General features: G+C 73.1%; 16 protein-coding genes and 1 pseudogene. 9 read left to right on the forward strand and 8 right to left on the reverse strand.

The features are described from left to right. Positions 1–4: 4 nt before the first annotated feature. Positions 5–1,036, reverse strand: a complete 1,032-nt coding sequence (locus ACYVQV_RS02860) for a Gfo/Idh/MocA family protein (RefSeq protein WP_461021754.1) — start codon at positions 1,034–1,036, stop codon at positions 5–7. Next, complete coding sequence (locus tag ACYVQV_RS02865; protein WP_461021755.1) at positions 1,033–3,573, reverse strand: MMPL family transporter; 2,541 nt, start codon at positions 3,571–3,573, stop codon at positions 1,033–1,035. The genes ACYVQV_RS02860 and ACYVQV_RS02865 overlap by 4 nt, the downstream gene beginning before the upstream one ends. 308 nt (positions 3,574–3,881) lie before the next feature. Here ACYVQV_RS02865 and ACYVQV_RS02870 point away from each other — a divergent pair, with 308 nt between their 5' ends. Together ACYVQV_RS02870 and lipB are read left to right on the forward strand one after the other, a co-directional pair. Next, positions 3,882–4,265 carry a MarR family winged helix-turn-helix transcriptional regulator gene (locus ACYVQV_RS02870; RefSeq protein ID WP_461021756.1) on the forward strand — a complete coding sequence of 128 codons (384 nt, stop codon included), beginning with the start codon at positions 3,882–3,884 and terminating at the stop codon, positions 4,263–4,265. Positions 4,266–4,339: 74 nt separating this feature from the next. Beyond that, positions 4,340–5,005, forward strand: a complete 666-nt coding sequence (gene lipB / locus ACYVQV_RS02875; RefSeq protein ID WP_461021757.1) for a lipoyl(octanoyl) transferase LipB — start codon at positions 4,340–4,342, stop codon at positions 5,003–5,005. 12 nt (positions 5,006–5,017) lie between these two features. Here the strand turns inward: lipB and ACYVQV_RS02880 are convergent, their stop codons facing one another. Further along, complete coding sequence (locus ACYVQV_RS02880) at positions 5,018–5,944, reverse strand: LLM class F420-dependent oxidoreductase (RefSeq protein ID WP_461021758.1); 927 nt, start codon at positions 5,942–5,944, stop codon at positions 5,018–5,020. Between the two features lie 123 nt (positions 5,945–6,067). On the opposite strand from ACYVQV_RS02880, the gene lipA reads away from it, so the two are divergent. The 3 genes from lipA to ACYVQV_RS02895 all read left to right on the forward strand — a co-directional run bounded on the left by lipA (position 6,068) and on the right by ACYVQV_RS02895 (position 8,284). Then, the gene (lipA, locus tag ACYVQV_RS02885; RefSeq protein ID WP_461021759.1) at positions 6,068–7,069 is read left to right on the forward strand and encodes a lipoyl synthase; all 1,002 of its coding nucleotides are present in this window, start codon (positions 6,068–6,070) and stop codon (positions 7,067–7,069) included. Between the two features lie 77 nt (positions 7,070–7,146). Next, positions 7,147–7,902: a DUF4191 domain-containing protein gene (locus ACYVQV_RS02890; protein WP_461021760.1), complete on the forward strand. Its 756-nt coding sequence runs from the start codon at positions 7,147–7,149 to the stop codon at positions 7,900–7,902. Between the two features lie 124 nt (positions 7,903–8,026). Continuing rightward, on the forward strand, positions 8,027–8,284 hold the full coding sequence (locus tag ACYVQV_RS02895; RefSeq protein ID WP_461021761.1) for a hypothetical protein: 258 nt from the start codon (positions 8,027–8,029) through the stop codon (positions 8,282–8,284). On the opposite strand, the gene ACYVQV_RS02900 is transcribed toward ACYVQV_RS02895, so the two are convergent. After that, positions 8,274–8,675 carry an RDD family protein gene (locus ACYVQV_RS02900; RefSeq protein WP_461021762.1) on the reverse strand — a complete coding sequence of 134 codons (402 nt, stop codon included), beginning with the start codon at positions 8,673–8,675 and terminating at the stop codon, positions 8,274–8,276. The two genes, ACYVQV_RS02895 and ACYVQV_RS02900, sit on opposite strands and share 11 nt — an antisense overlap. Before the next feature lie 168 nt (positions 8,676–8,843). Between ACYVQV_RS02900 and glnA the strand changes: the two genes are divergently transcribed. Beyond that, the gene (gene glnA, locus ACYVQV_RS02905; RefSeq protein WP_461021763.1) at positions 8,844–10,268 is read left to right on the forward strand and encodes a type I glutamate--ammonia ligase; all 1,425 of its coding nucleotides are present in this window, start codon (positions 8,844–8,846) and stop codon (positions 10,266–10,268) included. Between the two features lie 169 nt (positions 10,269–10,437). Here glnA and ACYVQV_RS02910 read toward each other — a convergent pair whose 3' ends face one another. Together ACYVQV_RS02910 and ACYVQV_RS02915 are read right to left on the reverse strand one after the other, a co-directional pair. After that, entirely contained in the window at positions 10,438–12,609 is a 2,172-nt protein-coding gene (locus ACYVQV_RS02910) for an NPCBM/NEW2 domain-containing protein (RefSeq protein ID WP_461021764.1), read from the reverse strand. Positions 12,610–12,822: 213 nt separating this feature from the next. Further along, a pseudogene (locus ACYVQV_RS02915) lies at positions 12,823–13,715 on the reverse strand (bile acid:sodium symporter family protein). A 143-nt stretch (positions 13,716–13,858) separates the two neighbouring features. Between ACYVQV_RS02915 and ACYVQV_RS02920 the strand changes: the two are divergent. The 3 genes from ACYVQV_RS02920 to ACYVQV_RS02930 all read left to right on the forward strand — a co-directional run bounded on the left by ACYVQV_RS02920 (position 13,859) and on the right by ACYVQV_RS02930 (position 18,534). After that, on the forward strand, positions 13,859–15,052 hold the full coding sequence (locus ACYVQV_RS02920; protein WP_461021765.1) for a PucR family transcriptional regulator: 1,194 nt from the start codon (positions 13,859–13,861) through the stop codon (positions 15,050–15,052). A 165-nt stretch (positions 15,053–15,217) separates the two neighbouring features. Continuing rightward, complete coding sequence (locus ACYVQV_RS02925) at positions 15,218–16,828, forward strand: acetolactate synthase (RefSeq protein WP_461021766.1); 1,611 nt, start codon at positions 15,218–15,220, stop codon at positions 16,826–16,828. 56 nt (positions 16,829–16,884) lie between these two features. Then, on the forward strand, positions 16,885–18,534 hold the full coding sequence (locus tag ACYVQV_RS02930) for an FAD-binding dehydrogenase (protein WP_461021767.1): 1,650 nt from the start codon (positions 16,885–16,887) through the stop codon (positions 18,532–18,534). Positions 18,535–18,638: 104 nt separating this feature from the next. Here the strand turns inward: ACYVQV_RS02930 and ACYVQV_RS02935 are convergent, their stop codons facing one another. Both ACYVQV_RS02935 and ACYVQV_RS02940 read right to left on the reverse strand, forming a co-directional pair. Continuing rightward, positions 18,639–19,415, reverse strand: coding sequence for an MBL fold metallo-hydrolase (locus ACYVQV_RS02935; protein ID WP_461021768.1), 777 nt, complete (start codon positions 19,413–19,415; stop codon positions 18,639–18,641). 45 nt (positions 19,416–19,460) lie between these two features. Beyond that, positions 19,461–20,963, reverse strand: a complete 1,503-nt coding sequence (locus ACYVQV_RS02940) for a helix-turn-helix domain-containing protein (protein ID WP_461021769.1) — start codon at positions 20,961–20,963, stop codon at positions 19,461–19,463. Positions 20,964–21,142: the final 179 nt, after the last annotated feature.

Consider the following 21,142-nt stretch of genomic DNA (forward strand, 5'->3'; position numbering starts at 1 on the left):
GGCCTCAGTCGGTCGGCGTCACCTGCGGGACGGCGACGACCTCGCCGGTGCGGGCGCTGGTCCGGGCCGCGTCGACGACGGCCAGCACGTGCACGGCGTCCGCCGGGTCGACGGGCCAGCGGCCCTGCCCGCCCAGGGCCCCGGCGACGTCCCGGTAGAAGTCGGCGTGCTCGACGTCCGGGCGGTCCACGGGTTCCCGGTCGTCCCCGACCACCCGCCAGCCGCAGTGCTCCTCACTGGCGTCGAGCAGGTCGCTGAACGCCGTCGGCTCCGCCTCGAAGCTGGTGACGACGTACGCGGCGTGGGTGCCCAGCACCCTGGTGCGCGGTCCGGGAGCCGCCGCCAGGGACAGCGCCCCGAGGTGGCTGCGGACGCCGCTGGCGTGGGTGCAGGCGAGGAAGGCGTCGTCCTCGGCGGTCGTGGTGCGCGCGGCCACCTCGGCGTACACGCGCGTGACGGGCCCGAACAGGTCGACCGCGGCGTCCACCAGGTGGGTGTGCAGGTCGAGCAGGATCCCGCCGCCCGCGGCCGCGTCGGCGTTCTCGCGCCAGCGGTCCTTGGGCACGGGCCGCCAGCGCTCCCAGCGCCGTTCGAAGCGGAACACCTCGCCGAGGGAGCCCTCGGCCAGCAGGCGCCTGAGCACGACGTGCTCGGCGTCCCACCGGCGGTTCTGGAAGACCGTGAGGGCGACGCCCTCGGAGCGCGACACCTCGACGACCTCCGCCGCCGCGGCGGCCGTGGTGGCCAGCGGCTTGTCGACGACGACCGGCAGGCCCGCTCGCAGGCACCTGACGGCCTGCTCGGCGTGCACACCGCTCGGCGAGGCCAGGACGACGACGTCCACGTCGCGCCGCAGCACCGTCTCGAGGTCGTCGACCACCTCCGCGTCGGGCAGCTCACTGACCGCCGCGGCCCGCCGGCCGGGGTCGCGCGTCGCGACGACGGCGACCTCCAGGCCCGCCCGGCGCAGCAGCGGGGCGTGGATGCCCCGACCGGCGTCGCCGTAGCCGACGAGACCCACCCGGGCGGGGATCACCGCCGCTCCCCCGCGGTCACGACCTCCTGCGTGCTCCCGCGCGCGCCGTCGGGATCCGACGCGCGACGAGCCAGGCGCGACGGCCACCACACGCGGCGGCCCAGGTCGTACGACAGCGCCGGGACGAGCAGCGAGCGCACGACGAACGTGTCGAGCAGGACGCCGAAGGCGACGATGAAGGCGATCTGGAGCAGGAACACCAGGGGCAGCGTCACGAGGGCGGAGAACGTGGCGGCCAGGACGATGCCGGCGCTGGTGATCACCCCGCCGGTGACGGCGAGCCCGACGAGGACCCCCGGGCGGGTGCCGCGGTTCACGGACTCCTCGCGCACCCGGGTCATCAGGAAGATCGAGTAGTCGATGCCGAGGGCGACGAGGAAGACGAAGCCGAACAGCGGCACGGTCGGGTCGCCGCCGGGCAGGTCGAGGACCTCGTTGAAGACGATCGCGGACACACCGATCGTCGCGGCGAACGACAGCACGTTCGCCAGCACGAGCAGGACCGGAGCGACCACGGAACGCAGCAGCAGCACCAGGACGACGAGGACGACGGCCAGGATGGACGGGACGATCAGCTGCAGGTCCCGGTTGCTGGCCTCGCGCACGTCGAGGTTGCTGGCCGTGCTCCCGCCGACGAGCACCTCGTCCGAGACGTCGTCGAGCCGCTCCCGCAGGTCGGCGACGACCCGCTCGGCGGCGGGGCTACCGGCGTCCTCCTCCAGGACCGCCTCGATCCGCACGAGCCCGTCGACGACGAGGGGCTCCGGGTCGGCGCCGGCACCACCCGGAGCAGCGGCACCCGGTCCCCCGGCACCGGGGCCACCAGCACCGGGGCCACCGACACCGGGCGGGGGCGCGGCCGCGGTGAACGAGGCGCTGGCCACGCCGTCGGCCCCCCGGGTGGCCTCCAGCGCCTCCTCGGCGAGCTCCTCGGGGGCCAGGACGAGCGCCGGGCTACCCGCACCGCCGGGGAAGTGCTCGTCGATGACCTCCTGGCCGACGACGGACTCCTGCTCCTCGCGGAAGACCTCGGTCTGCGCCAGCCCGTCGGCCTCGAAGGTCGGCGCGAACGCCGACAGCCCGAGCAGGGCGGCGACGGTCACGCCCCACACGACGCGCGGGCGCCCGCCGACGAGCCGGGCGACGCGGCCCCACAGCCCCGTGCCGTCCACGGCGTCGCTGGCCCGCACGCCGTCGGTCCCCGGCACCCGGGGCCAGAACAGCCAGCGTCCCGACGCCGGCCGGGCGTACCAGGCGAGCCGGTCACCCGGAGCGGCCCCGGCCAGGGCACGCCGGCGCAGCACCGCCAGCACCAGGGCGGTGACGAGGACGGCCCCGAGCGCCACCAGCGCGCCGGTGGGGCCGGCGACGAACGCGCCGACCCCGGCGAGGACACCGCCGAGCACGAGCAGCAGGACGATGACGGGCCACAGCAGCAGCACGGGCAGGAACGTCATCACCGACAGCATGGCCGCGACGATCCCGATGGCCCCCACGGGACCCAGGCCCCGGGTGGAGGCCAGGTCCGCCAGCAGCAGGCACAGCAGCCCGAGCACCACGGTCGAGCCGCTGGCCGCGACCGGCTCGAGGGTGGCGCGCCAGGCGACCTTCATCGCCTGGTACTTCGACTCGTGGTCGTGCAGCTCCTCGCGGTAGCGGGCCACGAGCAGCAGGGCGTAGTCGGTCGCGGCGCCGACGACGAGGATGAACAGGATCCCCTGGCTCTGGCCGCTGAGGTCGATGGTGCCGGCGTCGGCCAGCGGGTAGATCACGCCGCCCGCGGCGGCGAGCGCGAACAGCGACGACATCAGCGCGGCGAACGGCAGCACCGGGCTGCGGTAGACGAGCAGCAGGATGACGAAGACGACCGCGAGGGTGACCTGCAGCAGCCTGCCGTCGATCCCGGCGAAGGCGTTGACGAGGTCCGCGAGGACACCGCCGGGTCCGGCCAGGTAGGGGTCGAGCCCGTCGCCGGCGACCTCCTCGGCGAGGCCGTCCCTGATGGCCTCGCCGACGCCGAAAACGACGGACTCGCCGTCGGGCAGGTTGCGCTCGGCCTCCTGGGCGTCCAGACCGATGACCGCGAGCACGGCCTCGCCGTCCTCGCTGGGCACGACGGGAACGGGCTGGTCGGCGAGGTAGTCGCCGACCGTCAGGTCCGCGTTCTCCTCGCCGGGCAGCGGCAGGTCGCCCAACCCGTCGACGAACTCCTGGACGGCGGCCAGGTCGCCCTCCTGCAGGCCGCCGGAGCGCTCGACCACGAGGAAGTAGGGCAGCGTCTCGTCCTCGGTGAACCCGGCGGACAGCTCGCTGACGCGGGTCGACTCCGCGGAGTCCGGCAGGAAGGACGCGTTGTCGTTGCGCTGCACCTCGGACAGCCGGCCGACGAGCGGACCGCCCACTCCGGCGACGGAGAGCCAGGTGAGCAGGACGAGGACGAGGGCGACGCTGCGGGCGACCGCCCTGCGTGTCCGCCCCCCGCCGGTGCGTGACGCCGGGGCGCCCTCGTGCTCACGCTGCGCCGTGCGGCTGCTCATGGTTCTCCCGGGTGCTTCGGCCGCCGGCCGGGGTCGTGCCGGCTGCGGTTGCTCGTAGGCTTCTCGCTGAGGACTTCCGGCGGGGGCCGGGCCGCGGATGCGTTCCGGCGGCACTTTCCTCAGCCTGCTGAGTATCTTGTGCACGACGGGTCCGGGCCGCAACCCGGCGTTCGTCGGGCGACCGGTCACGACGAGGAGCGGAGCACGCCACGTCCCAGGACACCACCCCGGCCCGCGGGGCGCAGCCCGGTGACGACCCCCTCGAGCAGTGGCCGACGGGGCGCCTGCTGTCGACCGCCGCGCGGCTCGTGGAGCACGCGTGGGACGCCCACCTCGCCCGGTGGGACCTCAACCACGCGAGCTTCGCCGTCCTGCACCTGCTCGAGCACGAGCCGATGACCCAGCGACAGCTCGCCGGGCGCACCCAGGTCCAGGAGCAGACGATGAGCCGCCTGGTGGAGCGGCTGGCCCGGACGGGCTACGTGCTGCGCACCCGCAGCGAGGCCGACCGGCGCAAGGTGCTGGTGTCGCTGACCCCGGCGGGCCGCAGCGCACGCGCCGAGGCCGAGGGCGACCACCGCGGTGACGTCGAGGTCGGCTTCCGGGACGCCCTGGGAGCCGACGGCACCCGCGACCTGCGCGAGCAGCTCGTCACCCTGGTGCGCAGGCTGTCCGAGCAGCGGTGGTCGTGACCGGACGGCGCGACCACGGCGTAGCCTGCAGGGGCCGGTGACGGCACGTCCTGCCCACGACCCGAGGAGCGCTGGTGGAGTTCGTCGAGCTGGGCTTCGCCCCGGACACGGTCGCGTACGCCGACGGGTGGGAGCGGCAGCGCGCCGTCCACGCCGAGGTGGCCGCCGGTTCCCGTCCGGACACCGTGCTCCTGCTGGAGCACACGGCGGTGTACACGGCGGGCAAGCGGACCGAGCCGCACGAGCGGCCGTCCGACGGGACGCCGGTGGTCGACGTCGACCGCGGCGGCAAGATCACCTGGCACGGCCCCGGCCAGCTCGTCGGCTACCCGGTGCTGCGGCTGTCCGACCCGGTGGACGTGGTCGCGTACGTGCGCCGCCTGGAGCAGGCCCTGATCGACGTGTGCGCGGACCTCGGCGTCCGCACCGGCCGGGTGGAGGGCCGCAGCGGGGTCTGGGTGCCGGCCGACGACCGAGGCCGGGAGCGCAAGGTCGCGGCGATCGGCATCCGCGTCGCCCAGGGCGTGACCATGCACGGCTTCGCCCTCAACTGCGACTGCGACCTGGCCGCCTTCGCCCGGATCGTGCCCTGCGGCATCCCCGACGCCGACGTGACGTCGCTGTCCGCCGAGCTCGGGCGCCCGGTGCGGGTGGCCGACGTGCTCGGGTCCGTGCGCGAGCACCTGGCCGCGACCCTGCCGGAACCGGCCCGACCGGCCGCCGCGGTGGGCACCGCCTGAGTCGTCCGCGGGTCAGACCTGCGGCGCCACCCGCGACGCGACCAGCTCGAGGTGGTCGAGGTCGTCCAGGTCGAGCACCTGCAGGTACACCCGGTCGGCACCGAGCGCGGCGTAGCGGCCGATCTTGTCGGCCACCTCGTCGGGGGTGCCCGCCAGGTGGTTGCTCCGCAGCTCCTCGACGTCGCGGCCGATCGCCTCCGCCCGCTGCCGCACCTGCGCGTCGTCCGCGCCGCAGACGACCGCGAGCGCCACGGAGAACGTCATGGACGCCGCGTCGCGGCCGGCGTCCGCGCACGCCGCGCGCACCCGCTCGAAGAGCTCGCCCGTCGTGTCCAGGGAGGTGAAGGAGGCGTTGTACTCGGTGGCGTGGCGTGCTGCGATCCGGGGGGTGCGGCGCTTGCCGGTGCCGCCGACGACCAGCGGCACGCGCTCCTGGGCGGGCTTGGGCAGCGCCGGGGAGTCGACGAGCCGGTAGTGCTCGCCCTCGTAGGAGAACGACTCACCCTGCGGCGTCCCCCACAGCCCGGTGACGACGTCCAGCTGCTCCTCGAAGCGGTCGAACCGCTCCCCCAGCGACGGGAAGGGGATCCCGTACGCCTCGTGCTCCCGCTCGAACCAGCCGGTGCCCAGGCCCAGCTCGACCCGGCCACCGGACATCTGGTCGACCTGCGCGACCTGGATCGCCAGGACGCCGGGGTGGCGGAACGTCGCGGAGGACACGAGGGTGCCGAGCCGGATCCTCGAGGTCTCCCGCGCCAGGCCGGCCAGCGTCGTCCAGGCGTCGGTGGGCCCCGGCAGGCCGTCCCCCGAGCCCATCGCGAGGTAGTGGTCGGAGCGGAAGAACGCGTCGAAGCCCAGCTCCTCGGTGGCCCGCGCGACGCGCAGGAGCGTGTCGTAGGAGGCGCCCTGCTGCGGCTCGGTGAAGATCCTCAGGTCCATGGCCCGACCCTACGGTCGCGGAATGGCCGGGGCACGCGAGGGCTTACGCTGACCGGACGAGTACGGACCTACTCGACCTGACCTGCTCGACCCGACCTGCTCGACCCGACCCGAGGGAGTCGCGTGACCATCGCGCCTGAGGGACGTCGGCTGCTGCGCGTGGAGGCGCGCAACGCGCAGACGCCCATCGAGAAGAAGCCCGAGTGGATCAAGACCCGCGCCCGGATGGGCCCGGAGTACACCGGCCTGAAGTCGCTGGTGAAGCGCGAGGGGCTGCACACGGTGTGCGAGGAGGCCGGCTGCCCCAACATCTTCGAGTGCTGGGAGGACCGCGAGGCCACCTTCCTCATCGGGGGCGAGCAGTGCTCGCGGCGCTGCGACTTCTGCCAGATCGACACCGGGCGCCCCTCGCCCCTCGACCGGGACGAGCCGCGTCGGGTCGCGGAGTCCGTCCAGGCGATGGGCCTGCGCTACGCCACGGTCACCGGCGTCGCCCGGGACGACCTGCCCGACCAGGGCGCGTGGCTGTACGCCGAGACGGTGCGCCAGGTCCACGACCTGAACCCGGGCACCGGGGTGGAGATCCTCGTCCCGGACTTCAACGGGGTCCCCGAGCTCGTCGGCCAGGTGCTGGACGCCCGGCCCGAGGTCTTCGCCCACAACGTCGAGACCGTGCCGCGGATCTTCAAGCGGATCCGCCCCGCCTTCCGGTACGAGCGCTCGCTCGACGTCATCACGATGGGCCGCGACGCCGGCCTGGTGACGAAGTCGAACCTCATCCTGGGCATGGGCGAGACGATCGACGAGGTCGTCGAGGCGCTGCGCGACCTGCACCAGGCGGGGACCGACCTGGTCACCATCACCCAGTACCTGCGGCCCTCCCCGCGGCACCACCCCGTCGAGCGGTGGGTGCGCCCGGAGGAGTTCGTCGCGCTCAGCGAGGAGGCGGAGCGGATCGGCTTCGCCGGGGTGATGAGCGGGCCGCTGGTGCGCTCGTCGTACCGCGCGGGCCGGCTGTGGGCGCAGGCGAAGCGCCGTCGCGGCGAGGAGCTGCCGGAGGCGCTGGCGCACCTGGCCGAGCAGACCCCCGCCAGCCAGGAGGCCAGCAGCCTGCTGGCTCGCTGAGCCGTCCGGCTCGTGGTCGCCGGGGTGCGCCGGGCGGCGTGCAGGGGCACGCTCGCGAGCCCGTATCCTCGACACCCATGGCCCGCACCGCACCTCCCGCCTCCCCCGACGAGACCCCCGCACCCCGTCGGGGGCTGCTGAGGCGCCGCAAGCGCGCCGGCTCCGGCGGCGGGCGGATGGCGCAGGTCCGGGCCGTCTTCCGGATGACCCGCCAGGCCGACCCGGCGGTCGTGTGGTGGATGCTCCTGGCGTTCGCGGGGATCCTCGCGGTCGCGCTCGGCATCGGTCTGCTCACCGGGCACCCGATCTACGCCACCGTGCTCGGCCTGCCGATGGCGGTGCTCGCGGCGATGTTCATCCTGGCCCGTCGCGCCGAGCGCGCCGCCTACCTGCAGATCGAGGGCCAGCCGGGCGCCGCCGGTGCGGGTCTGCGCGTGCTGCGCCGCGGGTGGACGGTCCCCGAGGAGCCCGTCGCGATCGACCCGCGGACGCAGGACACCGTCTTCCGCGCCGTCGGCCGTCCGGGGGTGGTGCTCGTGTCGGACGGTCCGCCGCACCGGGTGTCCAAGCTGTTGGAGAAGGAGCGCAAGCGGGTCGCGCGGGTCCTGCCGGGTGTGCCGGTGCACCTCATCCAGTCCGGTCAGGCCGAGGGCCAGGTGCCGCTGCGACGGCTCGGTCGCACGGTGATGAAGCTCAAGCCCACCCTGACGAAGGCCGAGGTCGCCGAGGTCAACCGGCGCCTGAAGGCGCTCGGTGGCATGCGCCCGCCGATCCCGCAGGGCATCGACCCGCTGCGGGTGCGGCCGGACCGCAAGGCCCAGCGCGGTCGCTGAGCGCCGCGACGTCCGGGACGTTTCACCTGGTGCTCACCTGGTGTCACCTGGACGCAACACGCCGGGGGTTCGCTGGTCCCACCTCCCCCGGTCGGGGGCGGACGGCGGCAGCGCGGAGGTCACGGTGAACGTGCTGGACGTGGGAGCGGGCAACCCGCTGGCGGTGCTCCTGGTGGCGTGCGACGAGGCGATGGCGCGGCGCGCGGCCGGCAACGCGGCCGCCGCGCTGGCCGCGGAGCGCGCCCGCCGGCTGCGGTGGCAGGACGAGGAGCGCACGCTCACCCTGCGAGGTCGGGCCCGGGGCCGGGAACCGCTGGGGACTGCGGCGGCGCCCTCGCAGGCGCCGCGCTCCCCGGCGCCGCGACCCCGGGTCAGCGCCTGACGAGGACCGTGCGGGCGAGCTGGTCGTGCAGGCCCCGCTGGTCGGAGTCCCACACCAGCGCCGGCAGGGCCAGGCAGAGCAGGAAGCTGCGGGCCACCGCGCGCACGGGCGGTGGTGCACCCTCGCCGATGCCGACGACCTGCACCCCCACGAGCCGGTGCCCGACCGACGTCCCGGTCGTGGCGGTCAGCACGGCGTGCAGCAGCCCGAACACGGCGAGGGTCGCCCACGGGTCGCCCCCCGCGAAACCGTGGGACACCGCGAGCGCGAGGGCCCAGTCGACCGCGACGCCGACGAGCCGGCGTCCGACCCTGGCCACCGACCCCGGGCCGCGCTCGGGCAGGCCGAGCCGCTCACCGGGGTAGCTGCTGGGTGCGCGTCCGACAGGCACCCAGGGAGGCTACCCACGGCCCCGGAGGGGGCCGCCGCCAGGTGCACCGGACCCGGCCCGGCCCAGACGGTGCGTAACATCCGGGAAACACTCGGGACACTGCCGGGAAACCCCGCCTGCCTACCGTCGTCCACGCACCGGGCACCCACGCCCCACCGAGGAGGATTGATGTTCAAGGACTCCGACGAGGTCCTGCGGTACCTCAAGGACAACGACGTGAAGTTCGTCGACGTGCGGTTCTGCGACCTGCCGGGCGTGATGCAGCACTTCAACGTGCCGGCGTCCGGGTTCGACGAGAACGCGTTCACCGAGGGCCAGATGTTCGACGGGTCGTCGATCCGCGGCTTCCAGGCCATCCACGAGTCCGACATGAAGCTGGTGCCCGACCCCACCACCGCGTTCGTCGACCCGTTCCGGGCCGAGAAGACCCTGGTGATGAACTTCTCCATCGTCGACCCGTTCACCGACGAGCCGTACAGCCGCGACCCGCGCAACATCGCCGCTAAGGCCGAGGCGTACCTGCGGGGCACGGGCATCGCGGACACCGCGTACTTCGGTGCCGAGGCCGAGTTCTACGTCTTCGACGACGTCCGCTTCGAGACGAAGCAGAACGCCGGCTACTACTTCATCGACTCGGTCGAGGGCGCGTGGAACACCGGCCGCGCCGAGGAGGGCGGCAACCGCGGCTACAAGACCCGGTACAAGGGCGGGTACTTCCCCGTGCCGCCGGTCGACCACTTCGCCGACATCCGCGACCGGATGACGCTGACGCTGGAGCAGGTCGGTCTGCAGGTCGAGCGGGCGCACCACGAGGTGGGCACCGCCGGCCAGCAGGAGATCAACTACCGGTTCTCCACGCTCCAGCACGCCGCCGACCAGGTGATGCTCTTCAAGTACGTCATCAAGAACGTCGCGTGGGACGAGGGCAAGACCGCCACGTTCATGCCGAAGCCGCTGTTCGGTGACAACGGCTCGGGCATGCACTCCCACCAGTCGCTGTGGAAGGACGGCGAGCCGCTGTTCTTCGACGAGCGCGGCTACGGCGGGCTGTCCGACATGGCGCGCTGGTACATCGGCGGCCTGCTCAAGCACGCCCCGTCCCTGCTGGCGTTCACGAACCCGACGGTGAACTCCTACCACCGCCTGGTCCCCGGCTACGAGGCGCCGGTGAACCTCGTGTACTCGGCGCGCAACCGGTCGGCGTGCGTGCGCATCCCGATCACCGGCAACTCGCCGAAGGCCAAGCGGATCGAGTTCCGCGTGCCGGACCCGTCGTCGAACCCGTACCTGGCGTTCTCCGCGATGCTCATGGCCGGCATCGACGGCATCCGCAACCGGATCGAGCCGCCGGAGCCGGTGGACAAGGACCTGTACGAGCTGCCGCCGGAGGAGCACGCGGCCATCGAGCAGGTCCCCGGCTCGCTGCCGGCCGTCCTCGACGCGCTCGAGGCCGACCACGACTACCTCACCGAGGGCGACGTCTTCACCCCGGACCTCATCGAGACGTGGATCGAGTGGAAGCGCGTCAACGAGGTCGACCCGATCCGGCTGCGCCCCCACCCGCACGAGTTCGAGCTGTACTTCGACATCTAGTCCCGGGTGGGTGACGCCCACCTGCCAGGTCCCTGAGAACGGCCCCTGACCTGCGAAGACACCGTCCGACGTCTTCCAGCGTCAGGGGTCGTTCTCGTCCTCGTGCAGCCCCAGCACCGCGAACCGGGCCGGTCGCGCGAGCGACCGGCCCGGCGAGCGGCTGACAGCCTCAGATCGTCTGGCAGCTCGACGCGGTGGACTCACCACGAAGCCGGGCGCCGAGGAACTCCATGGCGCGCGGGTAGAACTCGAACGCGCCGCCCACGTGGCCGGGGACCACCCCCTTGGCGAAGCCCACGTCGGCACCCTGACCACACCATCGCTGGGCCGTTCCCAGCCCTGCCGCGAAGGGGATCGCGTCGTCGGTGGCGGAGTGGTACACGAACGTCGGCACCGCCGGCTTCCGACCATCGCCGATGAGCTGCTCGCCGATGATGCCGGCGAACTCCGGCCTGCGAAGCACCTGCGGCAGGGGCGATCCGTCGGCCGTGAGCGTCGACGTCCGGATGAACCCGTGGTCCAGGATCGTCTCGATCACGCACTCGTCCCGGACCTCTGCCATCAACGCGCGACCTCTGTCGTTGAGGTACGGGTCGAAGTCCACGCCGTAGCTGCCCTCGGACACCCCCAGTACCGCGTAGGCCATGAACCCGACCGTGAGCGTCCCGTCCAGCTTGTCGGCGGTGGCCAGCAGATCGCCTGGCACGCCGCCGGCCGCCACTCCCACGAGCGACAGCTCGGGCGCGTACGTCGGGGCGAGCTCGGCCGCGGCCGCCGCTGCCCCACCTCCCTGCGAGTAGCCCATGATGGCGACCGGCGTCGTAGCGGTGATCCCCGACCCGGGTACGGCGATGGCCGCGCGCACGGAGTCCAGGACGGCACGCCCTTGGACCTCACGGCTCATGAAGGTGTGGAGGCCGGGAGTGCCCAGGCCCTGGTAGTCGGTCACCACCACTGCGTAGCCCTTGGACAACAGACCGGCGATGAAGACGTTCTCGTACTCCAGGCCACTGCCGTCGGACAGCCGCGAGGGAGCGCAGGTGTCACCCAGACCCTGGGTACCGACTGCGTAGGCGACCAGCGGACGGGGACCGGCGCCGTTCCACGCCTGGTTGGGCACGACCAGCTGGCCCGTGACGGCGATCTGCTCGTCGTTGCGGTCGCTCGAGGTGTACATCAGGCGGGTGACCGTGGCGTCGACCGGCACCACCTTGAGCGGCGTCACCCAGAACTGCGACGGTTCCGTGCGCACGAGCTCGCCCATGCCCGCAGGGAGCTGTGCCGGTGGGGTGTAGAACGCATCGCCGGTGGCGTCGTCGCCGCAGACGAGTCGAGCGTCAGCCCAGTCCGCGTGGTCGTGGTCGCTCCCGTCCCCGGTGTTGTCGACCAGCAGGTCGAGCCGTTGAGCGCCTGCCGTCACCGCCGAGATGGACCTGGTGGCCGTCCCCTTGAGCATCTTGCCGGTGTCGGCCACCTCCACCCCGTCTGCGAAGACCCTGAACCGCACCGATCCCAGCCAGCCCTGCGAGTCATCCACCCCGACCTTCGCCGTGAACGCCGAGCACCGTCCTCCGAGGTGGTAGCTCACCAAGGAGCCGGCGTGGACACCCAGGCCCTTCGCGTAGGTCACACCGTTGAGCCGCTGCTTCGGTCCGTCTCCCGCCGCCTGCTCACCGTTGGCCGTGTCTCGTTCAACGGGCCCCCACCCGTTGGCCGGAGGGAGCAGGAACGGCCAGTCGCTGGCGAAGACAGAGGACGTGGGCGGAGCCGGCAGGTCGAGCGAGGGTGCCGTGCCATCCCCCGAGCACCGGAACTTCGCGCTCGCCCAGTCGGCGTGGTCCTTGGCGATGCCGCCTTCGGCCTGGGACACCAGCAGGTCAACCGTCTGGGCACCGTCGATGCTGGCGTACAGGGTGACGGGGTCCATCGCACCCGTGAGCGTCTTGGTCTGGGCCACCTGGACGCCGTCGGCGACGACCGAGAAGATGACGCTGCCGGCACTGCCGACCTCGTCGTCGATCCCGACCTCGGCCTGGAAGACCTCGCAGTCGCCTCCCAGGTCGAAACGGATCGCGGAGTCCGCGTGGACTCCGAGGCCCTTGCTGTGGTTCTTGCCGTCGATCTCCAGGATGCGTCCGTCACCGGCGCCCTGCTCGCCGACCGAGCGGTCGCGTTCGACGGGACCCCAGCCGTTGGTCGCGGAGACGAAGGGCAGGTCCGAGGCCCAGACCTCACCCACGAGGTCCGCGGCCGTCGCCGGGGCCGGGCTCAGCGGGACGAAGGTCCCCGCCAACGACAGCGCGAGCACGGCGAGCGCCGTCTTCCGATGCGGTACGTGCATGTGTCCCTCTCACGTGGGCCGACGCGCCAGCAGGATGGGATCTGCCGGTCACGATGAGTGGCGCAGACAGTCCGGTGAGGCTCGTCACACAGGACGTCGTGCGTGACCGACGGTATTGAGGCGTCACCCACACGGATGCACACCGTTCGCACAAGGCTTGCTCGCCGCGTTGTCATCGAGATGACAACTGAGCCACACGCGTGGAGGACGTGCTCACATCGTCACGCGCTGGGAGAGCTCCGGCCGCCGGGCAGGCGTTCCCGTGCGCGTGATGGCGAAGCCGAAGGCGGTGGCCAGCGGGTACATCGCGATGCTGTAGACGGCTGCGGGGATCGGACCGCGGCGCTGCCCAGGACACTGAGGGCGATGGTGAGCGCCACCGTCGTGTTGTGGATCCCCACCTCCATGGCGCTCGCGACGGCCTGTCCACGACCGAGCCGGAACAGCCGGGCTCCGGTGTAGCCGAGGGCCAGGCTCGCCAGGCAGAAGATCGCGACCAGGGCGCCGACCTCGCGCAGGTAGCCGTCGAGGTTCTCCCGCTCCCCCAGGATCGCGCCGAGGGAGACCGCGGCGAGGACGACGATGGAGAAGACCCGAACGGGTCGGTCCGCTCGCACCGCGAAGGCTTCCGAGCGCTGCCGCACCACCATGCCGATCCCGACGGGCACCAGGACGATCGCGACGACCTGCACGACCTTCCCGAACTGGAGCCCGAGTGCGTCTCCGGCGTCGAAGAAGTCGATCGCGAGGTTGGTGATGACGGGGATGGTCAGGGCAGCCAGCACCGAGTTGATCGCGGTGAGGGTGACGTTGAGCGCCACGTCGCCTCGGAAGAGGTGGCTGAACAGGTTCGCGGTGGTGCCTCCGGGTGAAGCAGCCAGCAGCATCACGCCGACAGCGACGAGGGGATCGACCTGGAACGCCAGCACGAGTCCGAACGCCAGGGCGGGCAGCACGATGACTTGCAGGGACAGCGCGACGACCACCGCCCTCGGCCGACGCGCCACCCGGCGAAAGTCCTCCGGGACCAGGGACAGGCCCAGCCCGAACATGATGATGGCCAGTGCCACCGGGAGCCCGACGGCGATCAGGGCCGAGTCGTTCACGGTTCCTCCAAGGTTCGTGAGCCAGGTGCCACGTTGGGCCCTCCGTCAGGCCACAGTCATCCGGCGCAGCCACAAACCTCTCGCGAAGACTTGTCATCCCGATGACAAACCGGCCCCTCTCGACATCGCGGAGGATGGTGGCCATGACAGCGCCCCACGCCGACATGCCGCGCCTTCTCGGCCCCCTGCCGCCGACCGTCGCGCAGCGACTGCGTGAGGCGGAGGGCGTCCTGCTCGAACACGTGCTGGAGGCCGCCCGGGCTTCGTCGGAGACCCAAGGTCGCCCCCTGGGAGGCGCGGCCGGGCGAGGAGTCCGGACCGGCGTGCGAGCCGCGGTCGACGAGTTCCTGGACCTCGTCGCCGACCCCGAGCACGATCTCGGCCCGGCACGCGAGGTGTTTCGACAGCTCGGCCGGGAGGAGTTCCGCGACGGCCGGTTCATCGACGCGCTTCGGTCCACCCTGGGTGCCGGCACGCAGGCGATCTGGACCGTCCTGGTGGACCTCGGGAAGGCGCAGGAGATCGAGCCGGACCATCTCCATGTCCTCGCCGGCGCCCTGTTCCCCTTCCTCGACCAGCTCGCCGCCGCGGCAGCGGAGGGCTACCTCGAGGAGCAGGAGCACACCTCCATCGACTTCGGGATGACCCGACGACGCTGCGTGCTGACCCTGATCCAGTCAGCCCACGTCGACGAGAACGCCCAGCGGAAAGCCGCCGAGGCGGCTCGCTGGCAGCTCCCGGACAGGGCCGGGGTCCTGCTCGTGGAGGGCACCGACGCAGACCGGCTGGCACGCATGATCGGCGCGGGCAGCATCGGTGCCACGCACGAGGACACCGCCGTCGTGGTCGTTCCAGAAGCCGACGCGGCCGGTCGCATCACGCACCTGCAACGAGTGGTCACCGGACGCCGCGCCGCGCTCGGGTCCACGGTTCCGCTGTCGCTGGCCCGGGAGTCGTACCGCCAAGCCGTCCGCGCCCTTCGGCTGCTCGACAACGGCGCCATCGAAGCCACTGGACTCGTGGTCTGCACGGACCACCTGCTCACCCTCGTCCTCGGCTGGGAGGAGGGACTGACCGACCGCTTCGCCGAGCTGGCCCTCGACCCCCTGCAGCAGGTCCCGCAGGGGCATCGCCGCACCCTCGAGGACACGCTGCTCACCTGGCTCCAGCACCAAGGGCGCGTCGTCCCCACGGCAGAGTCCCTTCACGCCCATCCGCAGACGATCCGCTACCGCCTCCGTCAGCTGCGGACCCTGTTCGGCGACGCCTTGGAAGACCCGGACGGACGGTACCGGCTGGAGACGGCGCTCCGCTGGCGGCTCTTGTCACGGCGGTGACAACCCAGGACGGCGTTCTTGTGGCGAGAGGGCATCCGCGTGGACACATCCACTACCTAGCGTCGTCCCATGATCGGAGCTTCGCAGCCGCCCGCACCGGCCGCACCCGTCGAGACGGCCGGTAACCGACCGGTTGAGGGCCACGGTGGAGACCACGCGGTCGCAGTGGCCGCATCCCACGGCGTGGACACGATGTTCACCCTCTCCGGCGCGCACGTGTTCCCCATGTACGACGGGGCCGTCAACGCCGACCCCGCCATGCGGCTGCTCGACGTCCGCCACGAGGCGAGCGCGGTGTTCGCGGCCGAGGCGGTCGGCAAGCTGACCCGCAGGCCCGGCCTGGCGGTCCTGACCGCCGGACCGGGCGTGACCAACGGCGTCAGCGCCATCACGCAGGCCCAGTTCTCCGGCGCTCCGCTCGTCGTGGTCGGCGGCCGCGCCCCGCAGGAGCGCCGGGGAACCGGCGCTCTCCAGGAGCTCGACCACCAGCCCCTCCTGCAGCTCGTGGCCAAGCTGGCCCGCACCCTGCCTGACGCCGGCGGCATCGCGAGCGGGGTGGACGAAGCGTTCCGTGCTGCCGGCGCGCCGCACCGGGGTCCGGCCTTCCTCGACATCCCCATGGACCAGCTCTTCGCCCGCTCGACCGTGGCCCGACCCGTCCCCTCGCAGCCCGTGCCGAGCGTTCCCGACCTTGACGCGGTCGCTGCGATCGCCGCCCTGCTGGGCCAGGCCCACCGCCCGGTGCTGGTCCTCGGCTCCGACGTGTGGATGGACGGCGCGGAAGAGGCCGCCCTGAGGCTCGTCGAGGACATCGGCATCCCAGCCGTGACCAACGGCATGGGACGAGGCGTGGTGCCCGGCGGGCACCCGCTGCACGTCACCAAGGCACGAAAGGCGGCACTGGGCACCTGCGACCTCGCGATCGTGATCGGGACTCCCCTGGACTTCCGCCTCGGCTACGGGGTCTTCGGCACGAACGACGGCTCCCCGCCGGCCACGGTGGTCCACATCGCCGACAGCCAGGCGCAGCTGTCGACGCACGCGGACCTCGCAGGCTCGGCGCACGGCGACCTGAGCATGGCGATCGAGGGCCTCCACGCCGCGCTCGAGCGCCAGCGGCGCAAGCCGGACTGGAGCGCCTGGGTGTCCGAGCTCCGGTCCGCCGTCGCGGCTGCGGTCCAGCGTGACGACGCGCTGCTGCGCGCCGAGGCCGACCCGATCCACCCTGCGCGCATCTACGGCGAGCTGCTCCCCCGGCTCGCCGACGACGCGGTCGTGATCGGTGACGGTGGCGACTTCGTCTCCTTCGCCGGCAAGTACGTCGAACCCAGGCACCCAGGCTGCTGGCTCGACCCCGGCCCCTTCGGCTGCCTGGGCGCCGGACTCGGCGCAGCCATCGGCGCGTCGGTGGCGCGACCTTCCTCGCAGGTCGTCCTGCTGCTCGGCGACGGAGCCTCCGGCATGTCGCTGATGGACGTCGACACCCTCGTCCGGCACAACCTGCCGGTGGTGATGGTCATGGGAAACAACTCCGCCTGGGGGCTGGAGAAGCAGCCGATGCAGATGCTCTACGGCTACGACGTCGCCGCGGACCTCGCGCCGCAGACACCGTACGACGAGGTGGTCACGGCGCTCGGCGGCGGCGGCGAGACCGTCACGGACCCCACCCGGATCGGAGCCGCCCTCGACAGGGCGTTCGCGGCGCGGACGCCGTACCTGGTCAACGTGATCACCGATGTCAACCAGCCCTACCCGCGCACCACCTTCGGGATCTGATCTCACCGCCCCCAGCCGCTGGCCACGCCCGCACACGACCGCAACCAAGGAGCTTCATGCACGCCGACGCCATCGTCGTAGGAGCCGGACTGGCCGGACTCGTCGCAGCCGCCGAGCTCGCCGACGCCGGCAAGAAGGTGCTGCTGCTCGACCAGGAGCCCGAACAGTCCCTCGGCGGCCAGGCGTTCTGGTCACTCGGTGGCCTGTTCCTCGTGGACAGCCCCGAGCAACGACGGATGGGCGTCAGGGACTCGCTCGAGCTGGCCACCCAGGACTGGTTCGGCTCCGCCCAGTTCGACCGCCCCGAGGACCACTGGCCCCGGCGATGGGCAGAGGCCTACCTGGAGTTCGCCGCCGGCGAGAAGCGCTCCTGGCTGCGGCAGATGGGCCACCGGCTCTTTCCCGTCGTCGGCTGGGCCGAGCGCGGCGACGGCCGCGCTGACGGCCACGGCAACTCCGTGCCCCGGTTCCACCTCACCTGGGGCACCGGCCCCGGCGTGGTCGCACCGTTCGAGCGGCGCGTCCGCGAGCACGCCGAGAACGGGCGCGTGGTGTTCGCGTTCCGCCACCGGGTCGACGCCCTCGTCACCCAGGATGGTGCGGTCACAGGAGTCCGCGGGGCGGTCCTCGAGCCGTCCCAGGTCGGGCGCGGCAAAGCGTCCTCCCGCGTCGAGGTCGGCGAGTTCGAGTACTCCGCGCAGGCGGTGCTGGTGACCTCGGGCGGCATCGGCGGTGATCACGAGCTCGTTCGCAAGGCCTGGCCGGCCCGTCTCGGCGAGCCGCCGAAGCGGATGGTCGCCGGTGTCCCGGCGCACGTCGACGGCCGGATGCTGGAGATCACCGCTGCGGCCGGCGGCGCGATCATCAACCCCGACCGGATGTGGCACTACACCGAGGGGCTGCGCAACTGGGACCCGATCTGGGACAACCACGGCATCCGGATCCTGCCCGGGCCCTCGTCGATGTGGCTCGACGCGGAAGGCAACCGGCTGCCGGCGCCGTACTTCCCCGGGTTCGACACCCTCGGCACCCTCAGGCACCTGATGAGCACCGGCTACGACTACTCGTGGTTCGTGCTCACCCGGAAGATCATCGAGAAGGAGTTCGCCCTCTCCGGGTCCGAGCAGAACCCCGACCTCACCGGCAAGGACCTCAAGCTCCTGCTGTCCCGGGTCAAGGCCGGCGCTCCCGGCCCGGTCGAGGCCCTCACGCAGCACGGTGAGGACTTCGTCGTCGCCGACACCCTCCCCGAGCTGGTGGCCGGGATGAACCGGCTCACCGAGCAACCCCTCGTCGACGCCGTGAAGCTGCAGCACCTGATCGAGGCACGCGACCGCGAGGTCGACAACGCCTTCACCAAGGACGCCCAGGTCACCGCCATCCGCGGCGCCCGCACGTACCGCGGCGACAGGCTCATCCGGGTCGCCACCCCGCACAAGCTGCTCGACCCGGCTGCCGGGCCGCTGATCGCGGTTCGGCTCAACATCCTCACCCGCAAGACCCTCGGCGGCCTGCACACCGACCTCGACGGCAGCGTGCTCGACGCCACGGGCCGGCCGGTGCCTGGGTTGTACGCCGCCGGCGAGGTCAGCGGCTTCGGCGGCGGCGGGATGCACGGCTACAACGCCCTCGAGGGCACCTTCCTCGGAGGATGCCTCTTCTCCGGCCGCACCGCGGGCCGCGCCGCCGCGAGGCGGGTCGACTGAGGTCGTGCGGGACGACGCCCCACTCGCTCATCGAGCTGAGCCGGGCGCCGCGCGGAGGCCCCCTCAGGGAGCCACGTCCTCATGGAGCCAGCTGCGGGCCTCGGTCACCACGCCGGACCGGTCGACCGAGCCCGCGTCACCGCCCGCGCGAGGCCACCACGGTGCACCGGCCCGTGACCGGGGACCAGCACGTCGGCGTCCAGGTCGGAGAGGAGGTCGAGGGACGTGACCGCCTGCGCCGGGTCGTGGTGGAACACCGACGGCAGCACCTGCGGGCCGTTCCACGGCGAGGTGGGGTGGGCGGTGCCGACGGCGTCGCCCGCGACCAGCACGCCGGCGTCGGGCAGGTGGTAGCAGGTGTGGCCCGTGGTGTGGCCGGGCACCTCGACAGCCACCGGACGGCCGGGCAGGTCGAGCGGCACGCCCACGGGGACCGCCTCGGCATCTGGCACCCCGGCCCTGCTCAGCGCGCCGACGCGCACGATCTGTAGCGACCAGGTGAGCACCCCCGGCCGGTGGGCGTGCCGTAGCAGTCCGCCGGCCGACGCCTGCTCCAGCCGCTCCCGGCGGACGTGCCCGACCTCGCGCGGGGACGTCAGCACCGGGACGCCGGGGACACGGCACCGCAACGCCGGGATGCCCCCCACGTGGTCGACGTGCGCGTGCGTCACCAGGACGGCGACCACCTGGTCCGGCCGGCAGCCCACCGTCGCGAGCGACGCCGCGAGCCGGCGGCTGTCCCCGGGGTAGCCCGCGTCGACGAGGGTGACGTCGGCACCGTCGCGCAGGATCACCCAGTTGACCAGGGGCGTGCGTGCGACGTGCACCCCGGGCGCCACCTCGGTCACCTCGAGCCCGCTCACTCCGCTCGTTCCGCTCATCCCGTCCGTCCCGTTCCGCTCATCCCGCTCATCCCGTCCGTCCCGTCACCGCGTCCGCCGACGCGCCTCGGCCAGCCGGTGCGCGCACGTCGCGACCACGAGGTGCTCGTGGCCCGCCGGGTCGTCCAGCGGGCGCCCGAGCAGCGCCTCCGCGCGGGCGAGCCGCTGGTACAGCGACTGGCGCTGCAGGTGCAGGACGCGGGCGGTGCGGGTCGCGCTGCACCCGTGCCGCAGGTGCACCGTCACGGTGCGCACCAGGTCGCTGCCGTGCGCCCGGTCCCAGTCGACGAGCGGTCCGAGGGCGTCGTCGACGAGCCGCTGCAGGGACGCCGGCTCGGTGCCCGCCAGCAGCGTCGCCAGCGCCAGGTCCCGGGTCAGCGCCGGGCTCTGCCCGAGCAGGTTCGCGGTGGGCAGGGCGGCGTGCGCCTCCTGCACCGACCGCGCGGCGTCCGCCGGCGCGACGGCCGGACCCACCGTCACGACGCAGCGTGCGTCCACGACCACCCGGGCGACGCGGGTGGCGACGTCGGGGGTGCCGTCGTGGGGTACGGCCGCTGCCAGGCCGAGCACCTCGCCGCGCACCCGGTGGGCGACGAGGTCGACGCCGTGGGCCGGCCCCTCGCGACGCCACGCGGCGACCACCGCGTCGGGGTCGGGCGACGTGGCCGCGAGCCCCACGACCGCCGCACCGCGGGCCGGGTGCAGCCCCGCCAGCCCGGCCCGGACCAGCACCTCGCGCTCGACCGTCAGCGCACCGGACAGCAGGTCCGCCAGGAACGGCGCCACCAGGTCCGACGGCCCACCGGCCCCCTCCCGCCCCAGCACCAGCGCCGCGGCGCCCGCGAGGCGCGGCGCCGCAAGGTCCAGGGTCCTGGGGTCGGTGGCGCACGGGCCGAGCAGCACCGCGCCCCACTCGACGTCCCACACGCGCACCGGGGCCCGGGCTGCGGGCCGACGCAGCAGCCGGTCGGTGTCCCGCTCCCCCGCCACCCCGGCCACGGCGACGACCTGCTGCGCCCGCGTCACCAGCGCCACGGGCGCTCCCAGCTGCCGGGCTGCGCACTCCACCAGCGCCGACGTCCCACCCCCGGCCGCCAGGGCCGTGTGGACCTGCCCGACCAGCGCATCGACCGCCCGCAACCGCCGCCCGTCGGCGTCGAGCACCGCGCTGTTGGCCTCCTCGCAGATCCGCACGAACGGGACGACGTCCTGCAGCTCGAGCAGCGGCAGTCCCTGACGACGCGCCTCGTCGGAGACCTCCTCCGGCAGCGTCGCCAGGGACCGGCCGAGCTCGAGCGCCACCGCGGCCACACCACGCGCGGCGAGGTCGCGTACCCAGTGCCGGCGCGCTCCGGCGTCCGCGCCGGCGAGCCCGAGGCCGGTGGTGAGCAGCAGGTCGCCCTCGGACAGCAGCGGTCCGATCTCGTAGATCTCGCTGGAGTGCACCCACCGCACACGGCGCCGCGGTGACCGCACGGGGGTCACGGCGCGCGGCCTCGCCTCGCGCACCGACGGCAGGTCGAGGAACTCCTGAAGGGTGAGTGACACGGTGCCTCCCGTCCTCGACGCGGGTCCTCCGCGCCCGACAGACCGTCCGCAGCCGGTCGCTCGACTGCTGACGGTCCGAGCATTGCCGACGGTGGTGCGCCAGGACCAGCCTTCCGGCAACCCGATCGGGTCACGAGCCGGCCCGCCGCCCCGCGGCGGACCGAGGACGGGAGGCGCAG

The organism is Thalassiella azotivora (assembly GCF_054781695.1).

Excerpts from the sequence above, each read along its gene's own strand:
- glnA (WP_461021763.1), top strand. The coding sequence starts at position 8,844 with ATGTTCAAGGACTCCGACGAGGTCCTGCGGTACCTCAAGGACAACGAC.
- ACYVQV_RS02865 (WP_461021755.1), bottom strand. The coding sequence starts at position 3,573 with ATGAGCAGCCGCACGGCGCAGCGTGAGCACGAGGGCGCCCCGGCGTCA.
- ACYVQV_RS02890 (WP_461021760.1), top strand. The coding sequence starts at position 7,147 with ATGGCCCGCACCGCACCTCCCGCCTCCCCCGACGAGACCCCCGCACCC.
- ACYVQV_RS02910 (WP_461021764.1), bottom strand. The coding sequence starts at position 12,609 with ATGCACGTACCGCATCGGAAGACGGCGCTCGCCGTGCTCGCGCTGTCG.
- ACYVQV_RS02935 (WP_461021768.1), bottom strand. The coding sequence starts at position 19,415 with ATGAGCGGAACGAGCGGAGTGAGCGGGCTCGAGGTGACCGAGGTGGCG.
- ACYVQV_RS02920 (WP_461021765.1), top strand. The coding sequence starts at position 13,859 with ATGACAGCGCCCCACGCCGACATGCCGCGCCTTCTCGGCCCCCTGCCG.
- ACYVQV_RS02930 (WP_461021767.1), top strand. The coding sequence starts at position 16,885 with ATGCACGCCGACGCCATCGTCGTAGGAGCCGGACTGGCCGGACTCGTC.
- ACYVQV_RS02880 (WP_461021758.1), bottom strand. The coding sequence starts at position 5,944 with ATGGACCTGAGGATCTTCACCGAGCCGCAGCAGGGCGCCTCCTACGAC.